Source organism: Ureibacillus chungkukjangi, assembly GCF_003217295.1.
In the GTDB taxonomy this organism is placed as follows: Bacteria; Bacillota; Bacilli; order Bacillales_A; family Planococcaceae; genus Ureibacillus; species Ureibacillus chungkukjangi.
Genome location: NZ_QJTJ01000007.1, coordinates 15,163 through 34,640, shown reverse-complemented (window position 1 = coordinate 34,640; position 19,478 = coordinate 15,163). Strand labels below are relative to the sequence as shown.

General features: G+C 35.2%; 23 protein-coding genes. 17 read left to right on the top strand and 6 right to left on the bottom strand.

The window, feature by feature from the left end:
- Window positions 1-61 precede the first annotated feature (61 nt).
- Complete coding sequence (locus tag BJ095_RS07375) at window positions 62-361, top strand: RNA polymerase alpha subunit C-terminal domain-containing protein (protein ID WP_107934489.1); 300 nt, start codon at window positions 62-64, stop codon at window positions 359-361.
- Window positions 362-474: 113 nt separating this feature from the next.
- Here BJ095_RS07375 and BJ095_RS07370 read toward each other — a convergent pair whose 3' ends face one another.
- Complete coding sequence (locus tag BJ095_RS07370) at window positions 475-1,401, bottom strand: polysaccharide deacetylase family protein (RefSeq protein WP_107934490.1); 927 nt, start codon at window positions 1,399-1,401, stop codon at window positions 475-477.
- A gap of 116 nt (window positions 1,402-1,517) precedes the next feature.
- The gene (locus BJ095_RS07365; RefSeq protein ID WP_107934491.1) at window positions 1,518-1,907 is read right to left on the bottom strand and encodes a hypothetical protein; all 390 of its coding nucleotides are present in this window, start codon (window positions 1,905-1,907) and stop codon (window positions 1,518-1,520) included.
- A gap of 134 nt (window positions 1,908-2,041) precedes the next feature.
- Between BJ095_RS07365 and BJ095_RS07360 the strand changes: the two genes are divergently transcribed.
- The 4 genes from BJ095_RS07360 to BJ095_RS07345 all read left to right on the top strand — a co-directional run bounded on the left by BJ095_RS07360 (window position 2,042) and on the right by BJ095_RS07345 (window position 5,837).
- A complete protein-coding gene (locus BJ095_RS07360; protein ID WP_107934492.1) occupies window positions 2,042-2,608 on the top strand; it encodes a hypothetical protein in 567 nt (188 codons plus the stop codon).
- 153 nt (window positions 2,609-2,761) lie between these two features.
- The gene (locus BJ095_RS07355) at window positions 2,762-3,901 is read left to right on the top strand and encodes a YibE/F family protein (RefSeq protein WP_107934493.1); all 1,140 of its coding nucleotides are present in this window, start codon (window positions 2,762-2,764) and stop codon (window positions 3,899-3,901) included.
- Complete coding sequence (locus BJ095_RS07350; RefSeq protein WP_107934494.1) at window positions 3,898-4,665, top strand: YibE/F family protein; 768 nt, start codon at window positions 3,898-3,900, stop codon at window positions 4,663-4,665. Before BJ095_RS07355 ends, BJ095_RS07350 begins: the two co-directional genes overlap by 4 nt.
- 167 nt (window positions 4,666-4,832) lie before the next feature.
- On the top strand, window positions 4,833-5,837 hold the full coding sequence (locus BJ095_RS07345; RefSeq protein WP_107934495.1) for a transglutaminase domain-containing protein: 1,005 nt from the start codon (window positions 4,833-4,835) through the stop codon (window positions 5,835-5,837).
- A gap of 48 nt (window positions 5,838-5,885) precedes the next feature.
- On the opposite strand, the gene BJ095_RS07340 is transcribed toward BJ095_RS07345, so the two are convergent.
- Window positions 5,886-6,107: a hypothetical protein gene (locus BJ095_RS07340; RefSeq protein WP_107934496.1), complete on the bottom strand. Its 222-nt coding sequence runs from the start codon at window positions 6,105-6,107 to the stop codon at window positions 5,886-5,888.
- A 177-nt stretch (window positions 6,108-6,284) separates the two neighbouring features.
- Here BJ095_RS07340 and BJ095_RS07335 point away from each other — a divergent pair, with 177 nt between their 5' ends.
- Complete coding sequence (locus BJ095_RS07335; protein ID WP_107934497.1) at window positions 6,285-6,680, top strand: hypothetical protein; 396 nt, start codon at window positions 6,285-6,287, stop codon at window positions 6,678-6,680.
- A gap of 154 nt (window positions 6,681-6,834) precedes the next feature.
- Window positions 6,835-7,341: a GNAT family N-acetyltransferase gene (locus BJ095_RS07330; RefSeq protein ID WP_107934531.1), complete on the top strand. Its 507-nt coding sequence runs from the start codon at window positions 6,835-6,837 to the stop codon at window positions 7,339-7,341.
- Between the two features lie 57 nt (window positions 7,342-7,398).
- On the opposite strand, the gene BJ095_RS07325 is transcribed toward BJ095_RS07330, so the two are convergent.
- Complete coding sequence (locus BJ095_RS07325) at window positions 7,399-7,941, bottom strand: hypothetical protein (protein WP_235867603.1); 543 nt, start codon at window positions 7,939-7,941, stop codon at window positions 7,399-7,401.
- Between the two features lie 212 nt (window positions 7,942-8,153).
- Between BJ095_RS07325 and BJ095_RS07320 the strand changes: the two genes are divergently transcribed.
- The 8 genes from BJ095_RS07320 to epsC all read left to right on the top strand — a co-directional run bounded on the left by BJ095_RS07320 (window position 8,154) and on the right by epsC (window position 16,896).
- Entirely contained in the window at window positions 8,154-10,229 is a 2,076-nt protein-coding gene (locus BJ095_RS07320) for a DNA topoisomerase (RefSeq protein WP_181417986.1), read from the top strand.
- Between the two features lie 213 nt (window positions 10,230-10,442).
- Window positions 10,443-11,474 carry a hypothetical protein gene (locus tag BJ095_RS07315; RefSeq protein WP_107934499.1) on the top strand — a complete coding sequence of 344 codons (1,032 nt, stop codon included), beginning with the start codon at window positions 10,443-10,445 and terminating at the stop codon, window positions 11,472-11,474.
- 449 nt (window positions 11,475-11,923) lie between these two features.
- The gene (locus BJ095_RS07310; protein ID WP_107934500.1) at window positions 11,924-13,285 is read left to right on the top strand and encodes an aspartate kinase; all 1,362 of its coding nucleotides are present in this window, start codon (window positions 11,924-11,926) and stop codon (window positions 13,283-13,285) included.
- A gap of 138 nt (window positions 13,286-13,423) precedes the next feature.
- The gene (locus BJ095_RS07305) at window positions 13,424-13,954 is read left to right on the top strand and encodes a tubby C-terminal domain-like protein (protein WP_107934501.1); all 531 of its coding nucleotides are present in this window, start codon (window positions 13,424-13,426) and stop codon (window positions 13,952-13,954) included.
- A 16-nt stretch (window positions 13,955-13,970) separates the two neighbouring features.
- Window positions 13,971-14,198 carry a thymidylate synthase gene (locus BJ095_RS07300; RefSeq protein WP_107934502.1) on the top strand — a complete coding sequence of 76 codons (228 nt, stop codon included), beginning with the start codon at window positions 13,971-13,973 and terminating at the stop codon, window positions 14,196-14,198.
- A 56-nt stretch (window positions 14,199-14,254) separates the two neighbouring features.
- Window positions 14,255-14,482, top strand: a complete 228-nt coding sequence (locus tag BJ095_RS07295) for a hypothetical protein (RefSeq protein ID WP_107934503.1) — start codon at window positions 14,255-14,257, stop codon at window positions 14,480-14,482.
- A gap of 343 nt (window positions 14,483-14,825) precedes the next feature.
- On the top strand, window positions 14,826-15,797 hold the full coding sequence (locus tag BJ095_RS07290; RefSeq protein WP_107934504.1) for a 2-hydroxyacid dehydrogenase: 972 nt from the start codon (window positions 14,826-14,828) through the stop codon (window positions 15,795-15,797).
- A gap of 202 nt (window positions 15,798-15,999) precedes the next feature.
- Window positions 16,000-16,896, top strand: coding sequence for a serine O-acetyltransferase EpsC (gene epsC / locus BJ095_RS07285; protein ID WP_107934505.1), 897 nt, complete (start codon window positions 16,000-16,002; stop codon window positions 16,894-16,896).
- 62 nt (window positions 16,897-16,958) lie between these two features.
- On the opposite strand, the gene BJ095_RS07280 is transcribed toward epsC, so the two are convergent.
- Window positions 16,959-17,150 carry a hypothetical protein gene (locus tag BJ095_RS07280; protein WP_107934506.1) on the bottom strand — a complete coding sequence of 64 codons (192 nt, stop codon included), beginning with the start codon at window positions 17,148-17,150 and terminating at the stop codon, window positions 16,959-16,961.
- Between the two features lie 153 nt (window positions 17,151-17,303).
- Between BJ095_RS07280 and BJ095_RS07275 the strand changes: the two genes are divergently transcribed.
- Complete coding sequence (locus BJ095_RS07275) at window positions 17,304-17,696, top strand: MarR family winged helix-turn-helix transcriptional regulator (RefSeq protein ID WP_107934507.1); 393 nt, start codon at window positions 17,304-17,306, stop codon at window positions 17,694-17,696.
- A complete protein-coding gene (locus tag BJ095_RS07270; protein ID WP_107934508.1) occupies window positions 17,693-18,040 on the top strand; it encodes a DUF3147 family protein in 348 nt (115 codons plus the stop codon). Before BJ095_RS07275 ends, BJ095_RS07270 begins: the two co-directional genes overlap by 4 nt.
- A gap of 55 nt (window positions 18,041-18,095) precedes the next feature.
- Here BJ095_RS07270 and pdxR read toward each other — a convergent pair whose 3' ends face one another.
- On the bottom strand, window positions 18,096-19,466 hold the full coding sequence (pdxR, locus tag BJ095_RS07265; RefSeq protein WP_181417985.1) for a MocR-like pyridoxine biosynthesis transcription factor PdxR: 1,371 nt from the start codon (window positions 19,464-19,466) through the stop codon (window positions 18,096-18,098).
- Window positions 19,467-19,478: the final 12 nt, after the last annotated feature.

The window sequence follows — 19,478 nt, the reverse complement described above, 5'->3', positions numbered from 1 at the left end:
ATACAATTCATTTATCACTGTAGGTTAGAATTGAATAAAGGATCGGTTTGGAGGAATTATTTTGAAAGCAGAAAAAAGCTTAAGGGTTTGTGTAAAGGGACATAAGTTTTACAAAAGTAGCGAGTGTCAAAGCTGTCCAAAATGTAATGATGAGAATAGGCCTGAATTTGGGTTTCTTTCAAAACTTAGTTCACCTGCCAGAAATGCATTGCTCCACGATGGGATTGAGACCTTGCAGGAACTATCGAAGTACTCTGAAAAAGAAATATTAAAAATCCATGGAATTGGACCAGCATCCTTGCCTATTTTAAGAAGCTCATTAAAAGAATTAGGGCTATCATTTAAAGAAAATACTCTGTAATGTTCGAGTTACTTTATTTAATAAACCGCGCTTTTGTGGTCCATTAAAAAGAGGAGTTTACTTTAAAAAGTAAACTCCAACTAGCTTTAGGCTTTATCTAACGCTTTCAGCTTCTAATCGATTCGTTCCTCACTCATAAGCTCACTAACAGTACCTAGTTTATAGCCTTTTTCTTTAATTTGTTTAATCATTGATTCCATCCCTTCAGCAACAGGCTGTGTAGGATGCATGAGAATCATGGAGCCATTGTCTACTTTAGATACTACTCGATTAACCATTTCAGCAGCAGCCGGCTTTTTCCAATCCACCGTATCGACTGTCCATAGAATTGTTTTCATCTCTAATTGCTCTGCAACCTTTACCGTTGTATCGTTAAAGCTTCCACTAGGGGGAGCAAACCATTTCGGTCTAATTCCAATAGTTTCTTCGATTACCTTACTTGTTTTCACTAATTCCATTTTTGTTTCTTCCAAAGAACGCTGCTGGAGGTCTGGGTGACTATAAGCATGATTTCCAATCTCATGTCCTGCGTCATTAATCTGTTTAGCTACATCAGGATTCTTCTTCACCCAGCTACCATCAAAGAAAAAGGTAGCCTTCGTATCATGTTTTTCTAATGCTTCGAGAATCCCTGGAATATATTCGTTCCCCCAGGCTACATTAATCAAGAAAGCAATCATCGGCTTTTGAGAATTTCCTCTATAGATGGGCTGGTTTTCTATATCATCTAAATGGAATTTCGGTGGAATTACCTTATAAACGATTTTTTTTTCGTCAAACTTACCTTTTGACTTCATTTTCTTATAACTGGCTGTAATGTCTACTGTACGCCCATTATAACCAGGTATTGCCTTCCAGATTGAATCGACTTTTGCATCGACTGGCTCTCGATTATTTTCTTCACTGTATTTTTCAATGGCTCTAAATAGCTCATCCTTCGTCATTTTTGAAGAACGCGCCTTTGAAGCATCAGCAAATAAACCTAACACCAGCAAAACACTTGAAAGCAGTAAAAGGTATCTAAAGTAGTTTCTTTTCATTAGTTCTCCCTTTAAAATCATATAATTTTAACGATATTAAGTTTCCCAATTTGTAAAGGAATTATGTTTGCTTGAAATGAAAAAATCTCTGGAATAGAAAAAAAGATCTGATTCGATTACTCCGTGACTTTTCTAAATTTAATTATTAAAAATCCATTTAATAATACAAGCAGTAGAGGCTGTAGCACAAAGGGAAGTGTAAGGAGTGCATATGAAACAGTAAAGTACTCTGCATCAGTATCGGTTAAGAAGCTTGATAAGGTAACCACGAATATGAGAGTGAACATAGCTATAACAACATAGCGTGTACTTTTTTTAGAAAGTAAAATTGAAGCGAAAATAAATAAGACAGTAGAAATAAATAAAACTAGCTGTAAAAAAATCGCTTCAGAAATTGAGAAAATGACAGGTATATCAGAAGTAATTACTAATTGAATCAAATAAGCAGAAACCAAAATAAATACACCTAAGATAAATAAAAAATTTGAGGATTTGATATTTTTCATTCGATCACCTATTTAAGCCTTTTAGCTCATTATAATCGATTTTGGAAATTTATGTATTAAATTGATATTCATAAAGTGAATATTTCCTTTTAAATAGTAGAAAATAATCCTAAATACAATTAGGAGCGTTTATATTGAGACTCAAGTTTCCGCTTATCGTATTATTGCTCGTAGCTATTCTAGGTGGGCTAAGTTATAAAACTACTTTAGCTAATTCAAGTGATTCTCCTCAGCCTTTAGAAGAAATTCTTCCTAGTTTCGGTTATAAGTCAGCAGAGGCAGCAGCAAGAGAGTTTGAAAAGCATTTTAAAGAGGAGCTAAAGCTTCCACTTAGAATTCCTCCAATTCAATTCACACACCACTTTGGTAGGTTTACTGATGCGGATGGGGAAATGAATGATCATTTTGAATTGACCATGATTAGTGATCAAAATCCTCAGCACCATTTCAAAATCGAAGTTAGACCTATTAAGTATAAGATACCATTTAGAGAAGAACATGGTTTAAAGTCATTGAAGCTAGAGAATGGGAAGGATGCATTTTATTCTGAGAAGGCAGCTCTTGGATTTAACCTCTTAATATTTGAAAGAGAAAATTGGCAATATATCTTTAGCATAGATAAGGACGTGGCAAATATAGTTACAGCCGATGTACTTGTGCAAATTGCAAATACAATTGACTACAAGGTAGGTGAAGGCTGAACAATTTTAGGAGGATAAGAAAATATTGAAAAGCCAAGCCCCTGGAGAATTCCTTGGGCTATTTTCATTTGCTTCTACGTTTTCATGTAAACAGGACTTTAAGCTATACATCATTTACTTTGTTGAGATATGATTTTGTAGGAGGTTTTAAGCATGCATACATTTAAAAACATCTATGACAAGATGACTTACAAACATAAAATTTTTATCATCCTACTACTATGCTCCTTTGTAGGCTCGCTTATTTTTGTACATAATAACTATTCATTTTATGAAGAACCAATAGCTAAGGTTGTTAAAACAAATATAGTAGAATCAACAGAAATAGAGGATTTAAATAATAATACAGATGCTGTACATGTCCAACATCTCGTAGCAGAATTGATGAATGGGAAAGACAAAGGTACAGAGATTCAATTAGTTAATGAATTTTCGGATTCCAAAGCACTTGACCATAAGTTTGAAGCTGGCAATGAGTTATTTATCAAAATCGATGAAAAAATTGCAGCAGGTTCGGAGCGAACGGGAACTATTACGGGTGTCAAGCGTGATAAATATTTGGTCATGATTGCATGGGTCTTCATTTTTGTTTTACTGCTTGTTGGTAGACGGCAGGGGCTATTGTCGATTATTAGCTTAGTTGTGAATGCTGTGATTTTATCTTACGCATTGGATTTATATATCAATAATTCTGAGCGGAGTCTGATATTGATTTGCAGTATAAGTATTATTTTATTTACTGTAATTTCTTTATTACTCGTAAATGGCTTGAATGAGAAGACATATGCAGCCATTATAGCCACATTACTCGGAACCTTTAGTTCACTTCTCATTACTTATCTAGCATTATTGGTAACCGGAGAGCATGGTCTTCGATATGAGGAATTACAATTTATAACTCGACCCTATAAAACGGTATTTATGGCAGGACTATTCATAGGGTCTCTTGGTGCAGTGATGGATGTAGCTATTACAATGTCCTCCTCTATTTTTGGGCTGTATGAGAAGGATAATAATATTTCCGTTAAGGCACTGATTCATTCGGGAATGGAAATTGGAAAAGATATTATGGGAACGATGACCAATATTTTATTTTTTGCTTATGTGAGTGGTTCAATTCCTATGCTTATTCTCTATTTTAAAAATGCGTCTCCATTTGGCTATACTCTTTCCTTAAATCTATCTTTAGAATTGGCTCGAGCATTGGCAGGAGGAATTGGGATTGTACTCACTATCCCAATTGGACTCTATACGACGATATTTTTTGTAAATAGAAAGAGGGCAAGACAATGAATGTATTAGTATTGTTAGCAGGAATATTATTCCTATTAATGAGTCTGATTGGAGGAAGAAAAGGCGTAAGGTCATTTATCGCTTTATTTCTTAATTTTGGGGTTATTATCGTAACACTCTTTTTTATGAATGTTCCTGATATTAACTCTATCATTTTAACCATGATTGCATGTGTAGCCATTAGCTGCATCAATCTTTTTTATATTAATGAAGTGAACAAAAAAACAAAGACTGCCTTTATCTCAACGATGATCACTACCTTGATTCTAGTCGTTTTTATAAGCATCATTACGAACAATGCAATGATTCAGGGCTTTGGTGAAGAGGAAACCGAAGAAATGGGCATGTTTTCCTTTTTAATCGGAATTGATTTTGTGAAAATTGCTGTTTCAGTAATAATCATGAGTACAATTGGTGCCATTACTGATGCGGCCATGGCTATTGCATCGCCCATGCGCGAAATGCAGTATCATCATCCCGACATAAGTCGAAAAGAATTATTCGCCTTTGGACTTAGTATCGGCAGAGACATCTTAGGTACAAGTACAAATACATTATTCTTTGCCTTTTTCGGTGCCTACCTAGCACTCCTGATATGGTTTAAAGATTTATCTTACTCACTTGGTGAAATCGTCAATTCAAAAATTTTTAGCTCGGAAATGATAACAATTCTGTGTGCTGCAATTGGAGTAACAGCTGTAATACCTGTTACCTCCTGGATCACGGCCTATTTTTTAGTGAAAAATAATAGCAAGGATTGCTAAGATAGCTCCTCCCGAGAAAAAACGCTTATTTCAAGCGTTTTTTTTTAGCTCAATTCCTAATTCACCTAAATACATCCACAATCAAAACGCATAAAGAGAATTATCACTAAAATTATAAAAAATAAGGAAAAAACTTGAAAATGATAGTATGATTTAAATAGCTATAATTGATTGATCTTACTCAATTAAGGGAAGGTGGGCTTAAGATATTAGACAAAGTTAAAAAGCTATTTTTTATTTTAGGAGCTGTGCTACTAGTAGGATGTACAGAGGATGAAAACGAAGTAATCCCTGTGGTAGCTGATGAGGCGGTAGTGAAACAGGATCCGGATAATTATGAATGGTTTCATATGACTTCTGATTTTATTGATATACCCGTAAATAGGTTGGCTAGTGAAACGGAAGGGAAAACACTTATAGAGTTATTTGATGATGAGAGGTATGTCCGGAATACATATGGCTCAATCATGGAAGCAAAGGATGAAGCAACACTTAAGGAAACGATTCAATCAGCTATGCTAGATTATGATCTTCGTTTTCTTATAGCCTATTCTGGAACTGCGTTGGAAAATTTAGAACAAATGGTAGCGGATGCGTATTATAGCAGTCCGATGATTTTAGCAACAGTCCCTTATCTACAATATGGAATGGTAGAAGCAGTGGAAGGCAAATATTTTATACACTTTAACGTACTCTATACAACGAATAATATTGAAATGGCAACGATTAAACCAAAATTAGAAGAGTTTTACACTGGTCTTGAATTAGATGGGAAAACAAATGATGAGAAAATCTCAATTATTCATCGAGCGGTCATTGAGCAGATAGAATATGTGGATGGAGGAGATTTCCGTTACCATTCTCCTTATGGATTCTTTGTGTTGGGGGAAGGGGTATGTCAGGCCTATGCAATTGCTATGCAAATGCTATTGGAAAAAGCGGGAATAGAAAGTCAGTTTGTAGTCGGTTATCTTACTGAGTCTGATAATAATACAGCCCATGCATGGAATCTAGTAAAAACGGATGAGGGCTGGCGACATATTGATGCTACAAGCAACGATCTCGGTGCTGCAAATGACGAACAAGTCAGTCTATATTTCTACAAGCTTACAGACGAAGTGGCTAGCCAATACTATTTTTGGGATAAGAAATTCTACCCTGAAGCGGAGTGAAATTAGAATTCAAAATAAATACCTCACTTCGTCAGTGAGGTAGAAGACTTAAGTATCCGCTTTTTTTCTTGATATAGGTAAGAGGATGGCTAATGTAATAATCCCTAAAGTGAAAATGATGGCTAAACTTATGCTTAATGGGTTATCTGGCTCTCCAAATAACATGTAAAGCACTTGGTCGAACAGTGGAATTGCTAACCAATTAAAAACTATTGGAACGATGAATATTCCTACTAATATACCAGAAATTGCATATTTAAAATACTTCACCCTAACCATCTCCGTTTCAGAAAAAGTTCTTACCTTATTATACCATTTGTAATTCTGAATAGTAAGAAAAATGAAGCGTTTTCAAAAGAAAGATAATGCGACAAAAGCCGTTAAGTCCCCTCTTGTTTATGATATATTTTATGTATCTAACCTAGTTATTGAAAAGGAAGGGACAAATTGAAAAATAATACAGCAGCATATGAATTTAAAGTAATGGTAGAAGAGGATCAAAACGCTGAATTACCGTATCGAGTTTACGTTAATTATATAGGGGACTCAGAGTTTTATGAAAAGCTTATTAAGGTAGCTAATAGGGATCAGGTTCAATTCACTGGTCGACCAGCACCGTTTACAATGAGATGGATTTTTAAAACGAATTATTTGTATTACTTAGAGCAAAAAACAGACAAAAAAATAAACCCTAAATTCCTGTCCTGGAGCTTAGAGGACATTTTAAGAAAAAAAGAAAATCTTTTACTATTTAAAGATAGAGCGGTGGTAATTGAATTTAGAAAAGGACTTCGCACTTTTCTAAACGAATTTGCGAACCATATTGAACAAGGTAAGATTTGATAAGTTTTTATCGTCATAGAAATAGAGGATGATCTAGGAGATTGAGATCATTCACTTTTTTGTCTATAACTTTTATGGAAAGTTAACTTTCCGTAATGAGGGTGAGCGGATGATAGTCATAGAGCTTCATATTAAATTAGATGGGAGGCAAGATATGGATACGTATAGTTCACCCTATAGCATAAAGCTGCGGCAGATAACCGATGAAGATTTTGAAGCTGTTTTGAAATGGAGTAAGGATACATCTTTTTGTCTAGCAAATGGTTGGGAGTTAAATCGAAGTCCAGAAGAGCTTTATAGTTGGTGGCTTCGATGCGTAAATAATGCTACTGATGAATTTATAAGATTGGGTATAGAGGTCAATGGGGACTTGGTAGGTTATGCAGACTTGGCTTGTATAAAGGGTAAATCTGCTGAGCTTGGTCTTGCAATTGGTGAAAGTAGGTTATGGGGGAAAGGGATTGGCTTCGCTGCTGCAAAACTTTTGATGGATTATGCTACAACGAATATGAGGATATCAACATTTAGTGCAGAAACACATGAAGCGAATATCCGTTCCAGAAAAATGCTGGAAAAGCTAGGCTTCCAGGAAATTAGTAGAAATGGTAGTGAGGAATATTGTGGGAAGAACAGCCAACTAATCCAATACAGATTACATTAAAATGGGGAGCCTATTACTTTAAAGGTCCCCATACTTTGTAAAAAAAATGCTGAGCATCTATTCGCTGTCTTCGAAATTCCAATTCTTCAGCATCTCTACGTCAACTTTATCAACCACCTGCTGAGTTCCATCTAGCATTTCCATTTTGACTTCAACATCTTTTTCACTGCTATTGGCGTACCAAAACCTTTTATCGCCTTCAATTTGAATGATTTTCGCTTGGATATCACCGGCATACACTTTTTTTATGGCGTTGTCGCTTATTGCACCAGAATAAATGTAAGGAGATTGGTGCATTGCAGACCACTTTACAGGAGTATCCCACTCAGCTCCCCTTGATTGCCTCCAATTCCAGATTCCCTTTTCTTTCTCCATATAAGCTATATATATTTGTTCTCCGTCTGTAGAGTTTTGAGTGAAAATAGCAATCCCATCGTTTTCATGAACTACATTTAGTTCCTGATGCACAAGAGCATAAGAATAATTTGTTTCTTTAACTACTTCGGCATCCAAATTTTTCGTCATTTCTTTATGAAAGTATTCCTCCAAGGTTTCTTCTTTCACACAACCAGCTAATAATACAACTGTTAAAATAATCAATAAAAAACCAAATTTCTTAATTCTCTTCACCTTCTAACCAGCGATTGATTTTACCAAAATTACTTCTTTTTTGGAAAATGCTGATAATGAAAGTCTATCATATGATTAAGTCGCGTTAAACTGGCAAAAAGTGCCCAAAAAATTATTTTCGCAATTACACTTAAAAAATGGAGCTATTTTTTATATTATTAAGTGAAAGGGGGGATCTGCTAATGAAAGGATTACTTATCGCAGAAAAACCGTCTCTCATGCGTGATATCCAGAAAGTATATAAAAAGATGCAGCTTCCTTTTGAAATTGATTTTACGTCCTTTGTCGGTCACGTCGTAGAATTGAAGGAGCCACATGAATATAAGTCGGAGTGGAAAAAGTGGGATTTGAACGTATTACCGATGATTCCAGAACGCTATGAATTTCGAGTGAAAAAATCAGCCTATAAGGTATATAAAGAGATTGAACAAATTTTAAAAACGAATCGATATGATTTTATCATTAACGCCTGTGATGCTGGAATGGAAGGAGAAAATATTTTTTATTCCTTCTATAAGCGGGCTGGTTGTAAGCTACCAGTGAAACGGTTTTGGACATCACAAACGACAGATGGTGCGATTTCAAAGGCACTATTAAATTTAATAGATGAACAGGATCTATTAATTCGTAATTTGCGAAATGCGGCAATGTATCGTTCGATTTTTGATTGGCTGATTGGTCTAAATCTTACAAGAGCTGCGACTGTTAAGGGTGGACGCATCATTAAAATTGGTCGAGTGATGACCCCGACTCTAGCAATTGTAGTGAAAAGAGAACTAGAGATTTTACAATTTAAGCCTGAACCTTATTTCCAAATTGAGCTGGATTTAGGCCAGTTCAAAGCTATGTGGTTTAATCCAGAAACTAATGAAAATAAGCTGAAGAATTTAGAAGAAGCACGTGCGGTAATTTCAAGAATTGGACAAGGTGCTGTAGTTCGAGATATTAAAACAGAACGAAAAACAATAAGTGCACCACCATTACATTCCTTGCTAGAACTGCAAAAGGAGGCAAATAAGTTTTTTGGCTTTACTTCCTCTGAAACCTTAAAAATTGCTCAAAGCTTGTATGAGAAAAAACTAATTACTTATCCTCGTACGGAGTCCAAGCATTTGCCAACAGCCTTTGCCCAAAATATTAGGGAAAATCTACAGTCTCTTGCAACTTTAGAAGAGTACGGTTCAACTGTTCAAAATTTAATAAGTCGCCCAGATAATATTCAAAAGACAATCCGTTCGAAAAAGTATGTTGATGATAAAAAATTAACAGATCACCATGCCATTACCGTCACAGAGGTAGCGATTGGAAGGAAAAAGCTATCACCACAAGAATCAAAAATCTATCATTTAATTGCGAGAAGATTATTAGCAATCTTTATGCCTGCTTACGTAATCGATAAAACGGCGGTTGTTTTGCAATCGAATGATGTGTTTTTCAAAGCAAATGGCAATATGGTCATTGAAAAGGGCTATACTGTTTTATATGATGCTTTCAAAAAGAAACAGGAGACACCTTTACCAACGCTTCAGGTAAATATGGAGCTTCCTATAAGGGATGCAAAAATCTTGTCAAAAATGACAGAGCCACCTGCAAGGTATACAGATAGCACACTATTGGATGCTATGTTCCATGCAGGACGGTTTATCGAAGACAAGGAGCTTCAGAAAGTTCTCAAGGATGCTGAGGGAATTGGTACCTCTGCAACCCGCGCGGAAATTATTGAAAAGCTAATATCAATAGGGATGATTGCTCGAGAAGGAAAGTCCTTTAAAGCAACTCAATTTGGTATCGATGTTATACAGAGCATTGGAAAGCATGATATTGTTTCCCCAGAACTAACAGCCATTTGGAGTAAAAAGCTTAAGGATATAGTGGATGGACAGCTAAGCTCAAGCCAATTTTATAAAGAAATGCTCACATACGTGAAGCAAACGACTGATGGTTTTATCTGCTTAGATATGAGTGTGGCAGAAAAACAAGTTGTCGTAGTAGGCAAATGTCTAAAGTGTGGACAACCAGTTGTAGAAGGCTTCAAGGGCTATACTTGTTCCAATAAAGCTTGTAAATTCTTTATCAGCAAGATGATCATGAAGGGGAAAATTACCCCAACTGATGCAAAAAAATTATTAACAGGAAAAGAAACAAGAGAAATTCGATTTACATGGAAAAGCGGGAAAAAAGGAAAAGCCAAGCTGAAGCTAGTGAACGAAAAACTAGAATTTGTATTCTCGGCTCCTACAAAACAAACGAAAGGATAGGTGGGTATTAAACTCGACCTATCCTTTTGCTTTTTTATTTAAGTGTTTATGTGAAATCGCCCCGAATATGAGATTATTTGTATCTCTCGACCTCATTTTTCCTCTTTTAGAGAAATTCTTTTTAAAATGCTAATTTATAAGCAATCAATTGGATTTTTGCTCCCCAAAATAAAATTCGTGAATAAAATAAGTAGTAATAAAGGGGAATGAAAATTGACTCACAAAATTTTTAGACTATCTAGTTGCTTATTATTAATTGGCTTGTTATTTGTTACAATGGGCTTTCAGGTAGAAGGGAGCCAGGTAGCAGCGCTGGATTCGTCAGTTGCTATTACAGGAAGTATAGATCATCTGGAAGATGCCCCTGGGACAATGGTAGTGCAAGATGGGGAGAAACGACAACTGACAGAACAGCTTTTGTCAATAACTTCGAAAAGCATTTATTTTCTAGGATTATTTTTGATGATAGGCTGGGCACTTCTCTGGCAAATTGTTCGGACGTATTCCTTTGAACTTAGAAAAAAATATGTACTTTATGGTAGGTTTTTTCAGATTCTTCACTTGTTAGGCATACTAACTATACTTTTTATCTATTTGGAAGCTTCTTCTTTCTACGAGATACTTGATAAATTAGTTTTGCTAATTGGAACGAATATCGGAAAGTTATTATTTGCTTCCTTCCTTATTTCCATAATTGGATTAATATTTTTATTTAAAAATCAATTATTTAATTATTTTTGGGTTATCTTAATAGGCATCATAAAAGGTATAAGTGGATATATAGATGAAATGAATTCAGCAAATTATATTTTAGTGGGATTAAATATTATCCAGCTTTTTGTAGTATCCTTTTGGGCAGCAGGCATTGTATTTATCCTATTATTTTGGCGAAAGCAAAGACTTTATATAAAATACTTTTTACGTTTTTTCAACAAAGCTGCTTTTTTAAGCATTCTTTTATTAATAATTCTTTGCAGTGGAAGAGTGTATTTGCTTTCTCCCAATATAGATTTCATAGGCACAACTTGGGGAATTGCATTACTTGTAAATGCCTTTGTCATAATTATTTTGTTATTTTTAAGAGCTGTAATTTGGAAAAGGCGGAAAAAAGGGAAAGTAGTTGCAGATTTAATCACAATATTTAAGCTTGAATTTATGTTGCTTCTCATTTTAACCATCTTTATCGCAAGCTTTGTGACCCTAAACTTACAGTCAAATTTACCTTCAATTATCCTTATGATATAAATTTGTATACAAATTACAATTATTGTGTCTTGCGAAACAGTCAAGATGTTATATAATAAATTGACGTATCAAAAATTTGAGATTTATGTAACCGTATTGTTAATCAATCGTGTGCATCGTGTGCAAACGATGTACACGGTTTTCTTTTCTTAGATTTCTGATTACTATGGAACTAATCTAGTCTAAAATTTAATGCTGATTTCTCCTGGATTTAGGCAATTATGCTTTCCTAAATCGAGAAATTACATATTATATACTGACTTATCTAAAAAGCTGTATAAGTAATTTTAAATATCATGAATATCCCGCTCTAAATTTAAGTTCACTTTTAGTACAAAACTTACTGATTTCTCTAAATAGTCTTGACGTCAGGATATAAAGTTTGTACACTGTGAACAATCAAATGTTTTTTCGGGAAATACAATTTTGAATAGTAAGGATTTGGTGAAATGATTGTATGTAAATTTGGTGGTACATCCGTTGCTAACGCTGAACAAATTAGAAAAGTAGCAAATATTATAAAATCCAATCCTGCAAGAAAGATTATTGCAGTATCAGCTCCAGGTAAACGTTTCGGAGACGATATTAAAGTAACGGATATGTTAATCGAATTAGCTGATGCAGCTCTTAATAATGGGGACGTAACAAAAAAGTTACAAGCTGTTGTGAATCGATTTAAAGAGATTGCAGAGGATCTTGGTTTAGATAATTCAATTTGCGAAGTGATTGCAAAGGATTTGCAAGAACGTATCGCTTATGATAAAACAAATGAATTTATATTCATTGACAATATAAAAGCTAGTGGGGAAGACAATAACGCAAAATTGATTGCGGAATACTTCACTTCTATTGGTATGCCTGCAAAATATGTGAGTCCTAAAGATGGATTAGTACTAAATGATTTCCCAGAGCGTACGTATGCTCTTGCTGAATCATATGAAAATCTTAAGAACTTAGGTAGCGGCGATGAAATCGTTGTGTTCCCAGGTTTCTTTGGCTATACAAAAGAGGGTATCCTACGCACATTTGACCGTGGAGGCTCTGATATCACAGGCTCTATTTTAGCGGCTAGCGTGAAAGCAGATCTGTATGAAAACTTTACTGATGTTGACTGTGTATTCTCGGCAAATCCTAAGGTTGTAAATGATCCTGTTGGTATCTCAGAAATCACTTATCGTGAAATGAGAGAGCTTTCGTATTCTGGGTTTTCAGTATTCCATGACGAAGCATTAATGCCAGTATATAAATTAAGCATTCCTGTAAACGTTAAAAATACAAACAATCCATCTGCACCAGGAACGAAAATTCTTCCAACTCGTACTTTAACAGGTCGTCCTGTAACGGGGATTTCAGCAGATAATGGTTTTTCAATTCTTTATGTTTCTAAATATCTGATGAATCGTGAAATTGGTTTTGGACGAAAGCTTCTTCAAATTATTGAAGAAGAGCAAATTTCATATGAACATACACCATCAGGTTTAGACGATATTTCTGTAATTATCCGTTCAAACCAATTGACGGAAGAAAAAGAACAACGAATTGTTACTCGTGTAAAAGAAGAGTTGCATGCTGATGATGTATATTTCCGTCATGGTATTTCTATGATTGTAATTGTAGGCGAAGGTATGCGTAATAATACTGGCCTAGCAGCTCGTGCAGCAGCAGCAATTTCTAGAACTGGTGCGAATATCGAAATGATCAACCAAGGTTCCTCAGAAGTAAGCCTAGTATTTGGCGTTCTTTCACAAACAGAAAACCAAATCCTGCGTGCCCTTTACGACGAATTTTTTGCTCCCATAACAGTGGGCTAGGCAACATCTAGTTCCTTTAAAAGGTTCTACAGTTAACAGCTGTAGAATCTTTTTTTGTATTTTAGTCCCTCAAGCTTTCTAAAATGTAATTTATCTACTACTATTATGATTGTTAAATATTATTTTGGTGGAGATTACATGAAGACTTATACATATCGTCATCCAGAAGCTATTGAGCATACAGGAGAGGTTCCTGTAATGGATGAGCAAGGGCAAGTGATTTTATATTCGCAGCGAGTTTATGAAAACTATTTGAAAAGAACCTTTGATAAAATGTTTGATTTTCGATATTTTTTAAAATATGAGGTGCTCGATAGTCAAAGAGAAATGCTTTTCACAGTAAAAAAAATCAGTAGAAGAGGAAAGCTTTGGTTTGAAGCTGTGGAAGTAGCCTCTAAGAAAAAGTACATTATCTCGTACGAAAACTGGCGAATCGGACTTCCAACACTTTTTATCACAGATAGGAAGCTTAAAATCCAACTCGAAAAAGAATTCGAAGATTGGTCAAATTTCCTACTAGATGAAGTAGAGATTGCAAAATGGAAAGCAGAATTTAGCGAAGAGTTGGGGGAATTTCATATGACATTGCAGATTCATGAAAACAGCCCAATTCAACAGCCTGAATTTTTTGTAGGGATATGCCAAGCAACATTATTTGTTGGCGCTTAATGAAGGAGAGATTTTAATGAACGTTATCTTTGTTATAACAGCGACAGGAGAAGAAGTTTTGGAAATGGTATCGAATGACGTATCGGGGTTACTTGCTGCAGTTCAAGGTGAAAATGTAACATTTCCATTCGGTAGCTTTAAATACGATTTCCATACCTTAGATCACTATCTAGAGAACTCGGTCTATCGTCAGGAATTAGTCATTTACTTAAAAGTAGATAATAGCCAAGTCACAACGCTGTAACTAATACAGCGTTGTTTTTTGAATGTTTGGAATATAAGTGAAAGTGAGGACAGACTGTGTTTCAGCTATTTTTCATCGGAATAATTCTATACGCATTGCTATTTTTATTGGCAAAAGCAAGAGTATTTAATGGTTTAACTCGTATATTAGCAGTCGTAAATACAGTAATCGTAGTAGGTTTCACACTTTTTGTATTAGTGAAAACCGGATTACTTCGATCAATCGCAGCTTTCTTAAGTTTTCTATTAATCCGCTTGAGCGAGTTTATGGAATTGATTTTTTAGAGTAGGAGCTGTGTCGGATGCGTTTGATAGTAGAAAAGAAAAGTGTAGTGAGGGGAGAAAGAGAGTGAGATGCGTTTCATAGAGTGGATGAAACGAATAACACAAGAAAAAGCAGCCCCGGATGCGTTTCATAGTGAAAATGAAACGCATACCACAGGAAGAAGCAGCCCCGGATGCTTTTCATAGCGAAAATGAAAAGCATTCAAATAGCAAAATCCCCACTATCATCCCCACCACATTTCAAAATCATCATAAAATCACTTATAAAAAGAGTTTCTAATTAAATCAACCGTAGTCTCAGTTAGGAAAATGCTGTAAAATTATACTAAAAGGTAGTGAAAGTATGAAAATATTATTTACTCGTTCGATTCAATCTCCTCTCTTAAAGCTGATTCCAGAAGATTATGAAGTGTTCATGTGGACAGAAGAAAATAGAGTTATGCCAAAAGAAGCGCTGCTTAAAGAAGTTGCTGATGCAGATGCAATCTTCACAAATGTTACGGATCAGCTAGACTCCGAGTTTTTTGAGCATGCCAAAAAGTTGAAAATTGTTAGTACGATGGCAGTTGGCTTTGACAATATTGATATAAAAGAGGCAACAAAGCGCGGGATTCCGGTTGGTCACACGCCGGATGTACTGTCTGAAGCCGTTGCTGAACTTGCATTAACACTGATGCTTGCCTGTGCAAGACGAGTTGGGGAAAGTATACAATTTATTAAAGATAATAAGTGGGAAAGCTGGGGACCGTTTTTATTTGCCGGTCAAAAAATTTCTGGGGCTAAATTAGGAATCATCGGGATGGGGCGAATTGGTAAAATCCTCGCTAAGCAGGCAAAGGCTTTGAATATGGAGGTAATTTATACGAACCGACGACCTAACCCAAAAATTGAAGATGAACTTAATGTTGAATATCGTAATTTAGAAGCTCTTTTAAATGAGTCAGATTATGTAGTCATGTTAGCTCCTGCTTCAGCAGAAACTTACCATATGATGGGCTACGGACAATTTTCGCAAATGAAACCAACAAGTATTTTCGTTAATGTTTCTAGAGGCTCTACAGTAGACGAGGAGGGTTTATATAAGATTTTAAGTGAAAACAAGATTTTCGCTGCGGGTCTGGATGTTTTTGAAGTAGAACCGATTCGACACAATCACCCACTACTTACTCTAGACAATGTAATAGCTGTACCCCATATTGGAAGTGCTACTAAAGAGACTAGGGATAAAATGGTTGAAATTGGAGTGATAAATATTTTAAAGGGCTTACAAGGTGAGCGCTTGCTGCATACGGTGAATGAAGAAGTGTATAAATAGTATTTTTAATACAAAGCAATTTGCATTTATAAAGGAGATTGCTCTTTTTTAAACAAAATTTTGTAAGTCGAGCAATTGATTTGGAATATTTAAAATTCTTTCAAACCGAAGTTATTTACTTAAAGCTAAGAGTGTCATAGAATAATAGACAGGCGAGAAAAATACATTTGCTAAAAAATTCGTATTAAGGGGGAAAAGTACGATGAAATTGAATGAATGGCTGAATAATGAAGTGCCAAATATTTCGAAATCACTTGAAGAGATACATAAGGATTATTTTTCAATAGATAAGACAATTGGTTTTGAAGGGCAGGAAACGATTTATAAAATACTGCGTAATTTTCGTTCAGCACTTTTCCCATGTTTATGTGATAAGGTCACACATGATGATACAAGGCTGAATATTACAATAGGTAATAATTTAAGAATCTCTGCATTAAATTTGAAGGATTTAATTGAAAAGGTTCTTTTAAATGATAGCAATATCCCGCTAGGTGAAATTACCAAACATTCTGAAGAAGTCGTGATGAATTTAATCAATAAATTTCCGAAACTTCGCAGAGTCCTACAAACAGATATACAAGCTGCCTATAATGGAGACCCAGCAACAACTTCAACTGAAGAAATCTTGCTAAGCTATCCTTCAATTCAAACAATGACGATTCACCGTATTGCACATGAGCTTTATAAAGAGGGCGTACCAGTAATTCCAAGAATTATGTCAGAATACGCACATCAGCTTACAGGTATCGATATTCACCCAGGTGCATCTATTGGCGAGTACTTCTTTATAGATCATGGAACTGGTGTTGTAATCGGTGAAACTTGTACAATTGGAAAAAATGTGAAGATTTATCAAGGGGTTACTTTAGGAGCGAAGAGCTTCCCGCTTGATGAACACGGTAATCCAATCAAAGGAATTAAACGCCATCCTAATATAGAAGATAATGTAGTCATCTATGCTGGTGCAACAATTCTGGGTGGAGACACAACGATTGGACAGAATTCAGTAATTGGAGGGAATATTTGGTTAACTCAATCTGTGCCTGATAATTCAAGAGTTTACCAAACACAGCCTCTCCCAAACATTAAAAGCTAATAAATCTCATACGAAAAAGCCTGTTGGGGATAATATTCCTAACAGGCTATTTTTTATAGTTGTTAAGCCATGCCGCCTTGATTGTTATCCATCTTCTTAATAACATCCTTCATCGGTAGCTTTTTAGAGTTGTTTTTTTCTGGGTGTTCAACCGTAATCAACCCAAACTCTTCATCTTTACTAAAACGAACCTCTTCGTTTGAAAGGTCTAATGGATTTTTACTTTTTGAATTGAATTCTTTGTTATTAGTCATAATTTCAGCTCCCTTCAAAGACTAATATGAGTATTTTCATTTTGGTTTATGTACCCTCAATTCAGATTCTCGAGCAGTTAAAAATTAATGGACTTTAATTATGTCGTAAAATACGATATAATCTATTGAGACGATATTATTGAGAGGTGCAATATGGAACTGAATTCATACTTTACAGATATATACTATTATCTCCACCCAACACATGAGCAGACAATTTCACATCAAAGCGTACGAATTTTACAAATGATACAGAAGGAAGACGATGTTACTGTAAGTTTTGTATCGGTAGCATTAAAAATTTCCCATAATACAGCGTCTGAACATATTAAAAAACTTGTTAAGAATGGCTGGATTATTAAAAATCGAAGTGAACAAGATCAAAGAAAAGTATATTTAGAGTTAACATCAGCTGGCATAGCAGTACTTAAAGAAAACACAGAATTGGACGAGCTTAAACTACAAAAAGCTCTAAATAAGTTAAAAGAAGACGAAAAAACTCAAGTAATACAAGCCTTTCGTTTATTGAGTGAGGCGGCAAAATGATGATTTGGGTAAAGCTTTTGACTTCAGCTTTAATTATTGCCTGTGTAACAGAGCTTGCTAAAAAATTTCCTCTATATGGTGGAATTATTGCTGCACTGCCTTTGATAAGCTTACTAAGTATTTTTTGGTTAACTGTACAAGGAGAAACAGTCAAACAAATTCAAACCTTTACAATAGGTGTTATTATTGGTTTACCGGCAACCATTATTTTATTATTAGTTGTCTATGTGATGTTAAAACATTCGTTTCCATTATTAGTAGCGCTAGTTGCAGGAGCAATCGCTTGGGGTTTATCTTTAGGAATTCAAAAATTTGTATTGAATCATTTTAATATTCATTTATGAAAAAACAATGACCTGAATGTTAATTTAAACAAGCTCTAAAAAGTCACCATTAAGATTAAACTGGATGGTGACTTTTCCATTGTGAAGCAAGTAGTGAGGTAGCATGTTCAATTTCTTCATAGGAAATTGCGCCATATCCAATCATTACGAAATTCTCTTTTTTGTTGAGCTGGTAGGAGGTTGAGATAGGATCGATTGCAATTCCGACCTTGTTAGCAAGTTGAATTGCAACGGTTTCATTCAGCCAATTCGGTAGCTTTACGACAATATGTAGCCCCGCAGCGTCCCCAATAATTTCGAATTCTGAACCTAGGTAAGACTGTAAACTTTCAATTAACTTCAATCTTTTCTTTCGGTACAAGGTCCTCATCTTCGAGATATGCTTTGTGTATAAGCCACTCTCCATAAATTCAGCAATCACCTGCTGATCGATTTTAGATACAGTTGTCTTTTGATCAGTGTAAAAGGCATTGAAATTTTCTAATAAGGTTTTTGGCAAAATCATATAGCTGATACGGAGCGAAGGCATTAAGGTTTTCGAGAAAGTTCCAAAATAGATTACACGCTCAAGCTGGTCGATTTGAGCTAATGGTGGAATCGGGCTACCTTTATAGCGAAATTCTGAATCATAATCATCCTCAATTAAATAGGAATCAGCTTCTCCTGCCCATTTTAATAATTCAATCCTTCTCTCAATAGGCATAACACCTCCTAGCGGGAATTGGTGAGCAGGTGTTATGTAGTAATACTGACATGGTTTTGTAGGGATAGATGCTCCTTTTTCATCAATGGGAACATATTCAATAGGCAATCCATTTTGTTGGAAAATAGCCGTTGCTCTTTTAAAACCGGGTTCTTCAATTGCCACATTTACAATGCCAAAATAACGACACAATTCATTGAGCTGATGCTGCGTACCACTATAAATGAATATTTGATCGGCCTCACAACTAAAGCCTTTGGATTTCTTTATATATAAAGAAATTTGCTCTCTTAATGCCAAGTCTCCTTGCCAAGAACAGTTAGCTATATTATCAGCATTTAAATGCTTTTTATAAATTTTTAGCCACGCATTAAGGGGAAATGTTTCAGAATCGACCTGTCCATTTTTAAAGTTATATTGAACTTTCGGCGCTTCCTTTAGCACTTTGCTTTCTCGTAATATGGCAGGCTGCTCCCATTCCATGTCATAATGAGAAATAAAATAGCCAGAACGCTCGATTCCATATATATAGCCCTCACTTGCTAGTTGCTCGTAGGCTTCTTTGACGGTATGAATACTGACATTTAAATTAACTGCAAGGCTTCTTTTTGAGGGAAGCTTTTCATCTGCACTCAATGTTTTATTTATAATCATCGTTTTCATTTGATCATAGATATCCATATATTTCGGTTGTTTGTTCGAAAAAATGATTGAAATGTCCAATTATTCACATCC

Excerpts from the sequence above, each read along its gene's own strand:
- BJ095_RS07280 (WP_107934506.1), bottom strand. The coding sequence starts at position 17,150 with ATGACTAATAACAAAGAATTCAATTCAAAAAGTAAAAATCCATTAGAC.
- BJ095_RS07370 (WP_107934490.1), bottom strand. The coding sequence starts at position 1,401 with ATGAAAAGAAACTACTTTAGATACCTTTTACTGCTTTCAAGTGTTTTG.
- BJ095_RS07305 (WP_107934501.1), top strand. The coding sequence starts at position 13,424 with ATGAAGACTTATACATATCGTCATCCAGAAGCTATTGAGCATACAGGA.
- BJ095_RS07270 (WP_107934508.1), top strand. The coding sequence starts at position 17,693 with ATGATGATTTGGGTAAAGCTTTTGACTTCAGCTTTAATTATTGCCTGT.
- BJ095_RS07290 (WP_107934504.1), top strand. The coding sequence starts at position 14,826 with ATGAAAATATTATTTACTCGTTCGATTCAATCTCCTCTCTTAAAGCTG.
- BJ095_RS07275 (WP_107934507.1), top strand. The coding sequence starts at position 17,304 with ATGGAACTGAATTCATACTTTACAGATATATACTATTATCTCCACCCA.
- BJ095_RS07310 (WP_107934500.1), top strand. The coding sequence starts at position 11,924 with ATGATTGTATGTAAATTTGGTGGTACATCCGTTGCTAACGCTGAACAA.
- BJ095_RS07330 (WP_107934531.1), top strand. The coding sequence starts at position 6,835 with ATGGATACGTATAGTTCACCCTATAGCATAAAGCTGCGGCAGATAACC.
- BJ095_RS07355 (WP_107934493.1), top strand. The coding sequence starts at position 2,762 with ATGCATACATTTAAAAACATCTATGACAAGATGACTTACAAACATAAA.
- BJ095_RS07365 (WP_107934491.1), bottom strand. The coding sequence starts at position 1,907 with ATGAAAAATATCAAATCCTCAAATTTTTTATTTATCTTAGGTGTATTT.
- BJ095_RS07320 (WP_181417986.1), top strand. The coding sequence starts at position 8,154 with ATGAAAGGATTACTTATCGCAGAAAAACCGTCTCTCATGCGTGATATC.
- BJ095_RS07300 (WP_107934502.1), top strand. The coding sequence starts at position 13,971 with ATGAACGTTATCTTTGTTATAACAGCGACAGGAGAAGAAGTTTTGGAA.
- BJ095_RS07350 (WP_107934494.1), top strand. The coding sequence starts at position 3,898 with ATGAATGTATTAGTATTGTTAGCAGGAATATTATTCCTATTAATGAGT.
- epsC (WP_107934505.1), top strand. The coding sequence starts at position 16,000 with ATGAAATTGAATGAATGGCTGAATAATGAAGTGCCAAATATTTCGAAA.